Below are 6,091 nucleotides of genomic sequence, written 5' to 3'. Positions count from 1 at the left end.
TCCCTCTCCTCCCTGGCGCCGACGGCTACAGCGGCGTCGGCCTCCTCTAACCCCACCGGCTTGCCGAACTGGATGTCAACGGTTACGAGATCGTGGTGCTGGATCGGGTGTGCTGGCGACGACGGTCATCGGCGTGATCGCTGGCCTTTACCCCGCCTGGCGCGCGTCCCGCCTCGCGCCCGCCGAAGCGCTTTCCATGCCCTGACCGGTCTCCGGCCTGGCGGGAAATCCCTTCACGATGAGCAGAATCCCGAGGGCGACCTCGAAGAGACCGCCGGGGATCGACGTCGCCAGGGCTACCTTGTAGCCGAGGAGTTCGGCGACCGTGCCGACCAGGAAGAGCACGTAGGCGCCCAGCCCCCACACCGCCAGGAACGCGGGCACCAGCCGCTCGCGTAGCATCGCGTGGCAGAACACCAGCATGGCGGCGCAGACTCCGAGCATCCCGAGGTGGAACGCGTAGTAGTTCCCCTGCTCGGCGACCCGCGCCAGCGCCGGGAAGACCGAGGCGCGATCGCCGGCGGCGGCGTACTCCTGCGCGAGCGGTATCAGCAGCAGCAGGAAGAGGATCCCGACGGCCAGTACCACCACCTCGATCGTCCTGGCCGTCAGGTACGCGCTGGCGGAGACCGGGCGGCGCGATCTCAGCAGGCTGAAGACCAGCACGCCGTTGACGCCGGCGATGACGGAGTTGACCAGCATCAGCAGGGCTCCCGCCGACAGCGGCATCGTGGCGTCGAGGACGCCTGACAGCATGTCGGCGCTCCCCGAGGCGGCGCCGACCAAGGCGCCGCCCGCGAGGTAGAAGACGAACGCGAGCAGGTAACAGGCCCCGACGATCCGGCCGATGGTGCGTGCTGACATGACCTTTCCCCTTCTTCCGACTCTTCGTACTTAGTACTTCATACTTAGTACGGCGACCGTAACGTACTAAGTACGAAAGTGCTAGAGTCTCGAAGAGAGATGTCAAAGCCAAATAGCGGGAGACCCGCGCCGCGCATGCCGCTCACCCGGGAGCGAGTGCTGCGGGCGGCCATCGACGTTGCCGACGCCGGCGGAATCGGATCGCTGACGATCCGCTCGCTGGCCAAGGCGCTCGGCGTCAAGCCGATGTCGGTCTATTACCACGTCGCCAACAAGGACGAGATCCTCGACGGCATCGTCGACCTCGTCTCCAGCGAGATCCAACTACCGTCGCCCGGCGGCGACTGGCGCGCGGAGATGTGGCGGCGAGCCGATTCGACCCGGCGTGTGCTCAGATGTCACCCCTGGGCCATCGGCCTGCTGGAGTCGCGAGTCACCCCCGGCCCCGCGAAACTGCGGCACCTCGACGCGACCATCGCCACGCTGCGCGCGGCCGGCTTCTCGGTGGCGATGACCGCGCACGCGTCCGCCCTGCTCGACAGCTACACCTACGGCTTCGCGCTGCAGGAAGTCTCGCTGCCCTTCCGCGGCCCCGGCGCGGCCACCGAGGTAACCGAATCGATCATGGAGCAGTTCGCCGCCGACGCCTACCCCCATCTTGTGGAGATGGCGACCGAGCACATCCTCCAGCCCGGCTACGAGTTCGGCGACGAGTTCGAGTTCGGCCTCAACGCGATCCTCGACGCCCTCGCGCGATCGCTCCCCGGCGACGGTGACCAGCTGCTTTCCTGATCTCGCTACCGGGGTGCGCTGGTGCAGGACATCACCCGCTGCCCCGACGCCGGATGTGTGCTCTGCCGCGACGCGATCGCGGGAGGCCCGGAGGCTCCCTGCCACGCCCGAGCTCAGCAGGCCAGGTTGCAGGCGGGCGAGTTCGTCGTGGCGGGCGGACCTCGCGTTCCTGGTTGAAGTGCTCCAACTTCGTGCACGTTCTGGTAGGGCTTTTCGCTCCGAGCACGCCTCATCAGATTGATCGGGATGGCGTTGATCAGGTCGGCCAGACAAGGCGGTAGCGTCCGCCGTCGGCGCGGATGATGCGGCGGGCGCGGTGGAACAGATGCGGGTGGTCGCGTTCGATGTCGATTAGCTGATCCGGGCGCATGCGGCGGACCACATCGAAGGCGGTCACGGGAACTTCGGACGGGTCGACGTCCAACTCCATGAGCGTTACAGCCGCCTCTAAGTATGACCAATCCGGCAGATCGAGGTCGTAAAGCACCTGACCGAGGAATTCCAATTGCTCACGATCGCGTGCCACCAGGTTCAGGAGGCATGCGACCATTTGGTGGGTTTCGGGCATGGAGCTGGGGTTCACCAGTGGTAATGCCTGGGCCAGAAGGGCAGCCCCCTCGGTCGTGGTCATGATCGGCAGGTCACGGGCAAGGTGGATCAGCGTTTGTTTCAGGTGCAATGAAGATTCCTCTGGGAACAGAGAGATCATCTTGAATGCGCGATCGTAGATCGCCGTAAGCACGCCCTGACCGATGTAGTACCGCTCCCTGGCGATCGATACCTCATTGAGAGCGGTAAACACCGAGGTGGAGGTCTCGCCGCTGACGCTGCCGATCGACGTCACAGCGTGCCTCATATGAAAATAGAGCGAGTCGAAGATTTCTGAGTTCACGGATCGGTCAGCGCCGGTGTCCAGCGAGGTATCAGCGCCGGAAGCCTGCCACTGTCGAAGGCCAGTTGCCGGGTGCACGTTGTGCGCCCAGGCGAGCGTGTCCTCGGTTGTCCGCAGGAGCTTGGCCGCGTCCGCGCTGAATCTCACACCGTCCATGGGGAGCGACCACGAACCTTCCCAGTACACGGCCAGAACTCTCTCCTGTCCCTCCCAGGAACGGGCGATTCGCAGCGAGGACGCCAGGCTGGGCCATTCATCCTGATGCGTACCCGCCCGCCAGAGATCGACGACGGATTGCCAATGCCGCACCCAGTCCGAATCCGCGCCGAACAGCTCCGCGGCGGTGACCGGCCCCGTTAGCACGGTGGTCAGCAGCACAAGGTTGGCGGTTTGCCGGGCGATGCGCTGAGTCGCCGACAACGCTACGGGCTCGTAGTTCGAGCGTGCCGACTCCGCGCCGAAGTAGGTCTCCTGGAACCGGCGCAATAAGAACGGCCTCAGGTGTTCGCCTGGTTCGGAGATCCTGTGCAGGAATGCGAGAATAGGGACGCGGACCGACAGTACGGCGAACGACAGCAGTGCGCCCGATGGCCCTGGATCGGAGCGTGGGTTGAACATCCCGCTCAGCATGCCTTCCTGAGAAACCGCTGCTCGCTGGGCCTCTTCGCGCAGGAGGTCCCGGACCAAACGCGCGATCAGATATTCACCGAAGGTGGCGTGCAGGAATTCATAGGTGCTCAGCTCGTGGGAGTCGTGTAAAGCCCGTGACTGGTGGATGAAGAAGAAGCGGCCGATAACCGTCTGGGCCACGGTCAGGGGACGATCGAAACCCACCCCGGCCGAGGTTTGCTCCGGGATCAGTGCGGTGAGATCGCGATCAAGGTCATCGTGGGTGACCCATTGCTGACCTCGGTTGAACATGGCGAACGCGGCCACCGAAAGGCGGTGCAGTTCCCGTTCGAGCGCCTGCTCGCGTCGGTTGGGGGGAAGGCCGGGCTCGTGTTTGTCGATCTCCCGGGCGGCGAATCCATGGAGCAGCCGTTCGTACAGTTCGCCGTAGCTGAGCGTGCCGACGTTGCGCAGAGCTCCCTGCGGATTCGGTCCGCTGGCGTCGTACAGCGCGAGCATCAGGAGAAGCAACGGTTGTTCGGCCAGCTCGCTGTGAGCGAGCACGTCGTCATAGGAAAGCGGCTCTCGGCCGATGCCTGCGAAATGAGTGCCGTTGGTGTTGTTCCAGGTGTCGATCCACAGTTTTACCTGGTCGTCGGAGAAGGGCTCCAGTCGGATGGCGAGGCTTCCCCTGGGCAGGCGGCAGCGGTTGGCCACCGCTGTGCGGGTGGTGACGATCACGGCGACCGGACGGCCGAGCTCTGCCTCACGTGCCTGGAATTCGGCGGCCCGCACCAGGTAGTCGGCCCGATTGACGCCGGTAGCCTGGAGTAGCTCGTCCAAGCCGTCTAACAGGACCACCGGGAGGGCTCCGTCAGCGGAACGGACGAGATCAGGCCAGCTCATCGACTCGCCGGTGGAAACGCGGATGGCGGTTTCGATCTGCTCCTGGATTCCCGCGTCCGCCGGTACCTGGCGAAGAGGGACGCGGATCGGGAGAAAGTCAGCGGCTGGGAGGCGAGCGGCGATCATCTGGGTGAGCACGGACTTGCCGACCCCCGGCTGGCCGAGAACCAGGAGGGGGCTGACGCTGGAGGACAACGAGGTCAGCAGTCCGGCCAGGAAGTCCTGAAGGTCGTCGCGTATCGGCACGTCTGACCAGGATCTCTCCAGGCTGAGGTCCGCCGACCCGAGTGCGACCCGGAAACGGGGATTGACATATCCGTCGGAGAGGTCTGGCAGGGACAGGCCATCGGGCAGATCATCGCTGGGGCTGATGGGGCGAGTCAGGGCTGCCTGGTTGAGCGTGAGAAGGCTGCGGAGTTTCGGCGGTGGCACCCGGCCGGATGAGACCGAGGCGAGTAAGTCGGTCAGGCCGGCGAGTCCCTGCCGGAGCTGCTCCTGGGTGACATGATGCTCGCGTTCGATCGCCCAGAACGCGAACTCGGGGAACTCGACTGCCAGTCGCCGGTACATATCGTCATAGCGGCGGCTGGCAGCTGTGGGCAGGTTGCCGGAGATCTCCAAGGACGCCTGGGCCTGCTGGGCCGAGGTCAAGTTCTCCCATATCGCCAGACCACGGGCAAAACGAAGCAGAACTTCACCGGCATCCGAGTACATCTTGTACCGATCCTGCGAGATCAAGCCTTTCAGCCTCTCCGGCGCCACGTGCCCGTGAGTAATCCCGAGCGGGAAGTTCGACGTGAAGATCCTCGTCTCCGCGAAAGCGAAGAGATCATGTTTCTCCGTCTCAAGGAGCTCCAGGTCGCTAAGCGTGAAAGGCAGGTCGATATCGTCGAGCGACTCGAAGAACGCGGTCGCCAGAATGATCGATTGGGCTGCGTACAGACGTTCTGATCTTGTGTAGCGGGTGGCGCCGGTGACCTTCTCGCGCAGTGCGGTGATGAGTTGGTGGCCGAGTCGTACCGCCTCGGATTTGGCGTCGAACAGGCTGAGGGCGGTGGCGCCGACTCCGGGAACCGCGGACGCGCCCAGCAGGACGCCGCCGAGCAGTTTGTCGAGTGCGCGCAGTGTGGCCGTTTCGCCGCCGAGAATCCGTACCGCTTCCGCGTAGCTGAACCGTGACATGGAACTCCTCAGCGGGTGATCGTGCCGACGCCTCCGAGAACATAGGGCTTGCCGGTGTCCATACGCGGAGGAACCGGGTGGTCGGGGTGCCAGTCGTGGACGGGGACGAGGCCGGGGGCGAGCAGGGTGGTGCCGGTGAAGAAGTTGGTGAGGCAGGTGAGGGAGCGGTCGGCGGCGGGGCCGGAGGAGGTGCGGGCGTAGATGGCGCGGCCTGCGGCGCGTTCGTCGGGGGGCATGTCACCTGCGTAGATGTGGCTGATCACGATGTGGCTGCCCGTGGGGAGGGAGTCCCGCACCTGGGCGACCACCGCGAGGGCGTCGCGGTCGGCGGTGATGAAGTGCAGGACGGAGAGCATCAGGACGGCTGTTGGGAGCTCGAGGTCGAGATGGGCGAGCAGCTCGGGGTGGTCGAAGATGGATTTGGGCTCGCGGAGGTCGCCTTCGACGGCGATGGTTCGCGAGTTGTTGGCCAGGAGGGCGCGGGCGTGGGCCAGGACGACCGGGTCGTTGTCGACATATACGACCCTGGCGTCGGGGGCGAGGCGTTGGGCCACGTCGTGGGTGTTCTCCCGGGTGGGCAGGCCGGCGCCGATGTCGATGAACTGGCGTATCCCGATTTTGGTCAGGTGTTCCACGGCTCGGCGCAGGAATGCCCGGTTCTCGCGAGCGAGTTCGCGTACGCCGGGGACCAGCCGGATGACCTCCTCGGCCGCCTCACGGTCCGCGCTGAAGTTGTCCTTGCCGCCGAGCCAGTAGTCGTACATCCGCGCGACGCTGGGAACAGCGGGGTTGAGCCCCGGCGGCGGCTCGTACGATTCGCTCAACGCATGCTCCTCGACCGCTGGA

5 protein-coding genes are annotated in these 6,091 nt (G+C 65.3%); 2 read left to right on the top strand and 3 right to left on the bottom strand.

Annotated features, from left to right (window positions below; genetic code table 11):
- Positions 1–147: 147 nt before the first annotated feature.
- Positions 148–864, bottom strand: a complete 717-nt coding sequence (locus Aple_RS27735; RefSeq protein WP_155347655.1) for a DUF4386 domain-containing protein — start codon at positions 862–864, stop codon at positions 148–150.
- Positions 865–999: 135 nt separating this feature from the next.
- Between Aple_RS27735 and Aple_RS27730 the strand changes: the two genes are divergently transcribed.
- Together Aple_RS27730 and Aple_RS27725 are read left to right on the top strand one after the other, a co-directional pair.
- Positions 1,000–1,656 (top strand): TetR/AcrR family transcriptional regulator, encoded by a 657-nt coding sequence (locus Aple_RS27730; RefSeq protein ID WP_246264821.1) that lies wholly within the window; start codon positions 1,000–1,002, stop codon positions 1,654–1,656.
- A 21-nt stretch (positions 1,657–1,677) separates the two neighbouring features.
- The gene (locus Aple_RS27725) at positions 1,678–1,833 is read left to right on the top strand and encodes a hypothetical protein (protein ID WP_155347653.1); all 156 of its coding nucleotides are present in this window, start codon (positions 1,678–1,680) and stop codon (positions 1,831–1,833) included.
- 79 nt (positions 1,834–1,912) lie between these two features.
- Here Aple_RS27725 and Aple_RS27720 read toward each other — a convergent pair whose 3' ends face one another.
- Together Aple_RS27720 and Aple_RS27715 are read right to left on the bottom strand one after the other, a co-directional pair.
- Positions 1,913–5,245 (bottom strand): NACHT domain-containing protein, encoded by a 3,333-nt coding sequence (locus tag Aple_RS27720; RefSeq protein ID WP_155347652.1) that lies wholly within the window; start codon positions 5,243–5,245, stop codon positions 1,913–1,915.
- 8 nt (positions 5,246–5,253) lie between these two features.
- On the bottom strand, positions 5,254–6,069 hold the full coding sequence (locus Aple_RS27715; RefSeq protein WP_246264820.1) for an SAM-dependent methyltransferase: 816 nt from the start codon (positions 6,067–6,069) through the stop codon (positions 5,254–5,256).
- Positions 6,070–6,091 lie beyond the last annotated feature (22 nt).

The sequence above is a fragment of the Acrocarpospora pleiomorpha genome (genome assembly GCF_009687885.1).
Classification (GTDB): domain Bacteria; phylum Actinomycetota; class Actinomycetes; order Streptosporangiales; family Streptosporangiaceae; genus Acrocarpospora; species Acrocarpospora pleiomorpha.
Note: the sequence above shows the minus strand (reverse complement) of the source record. Positions and strands in the feature narration are given on the sequence as shown.

Excerpts from the sequence above, each read along its gene's own strand:
- Aple_RS27735 (WP_155347655.1), bottom strand. The coding sequence starts at position 864 with ATGTCAGCACGCACCATCGGCCGGATCGTCGGGGCCTGTTACCTGCTC.
- Aple_RS27730 (WP_246264821.1), top strand. The coding sequence starts at position 1,000 with ATGCCGCTCACCCGGGAGCGAGTGCTGCGGGCGGCCATCGACGTTGCC.
- Aple_RS27720 (WP_155347652.1), bottom strand. The coding sequence starts at position 5,245 with ATGTCACGGTTCAGCTACGCGGAAGCGGTACGGATTCTCGGCGGCGAA.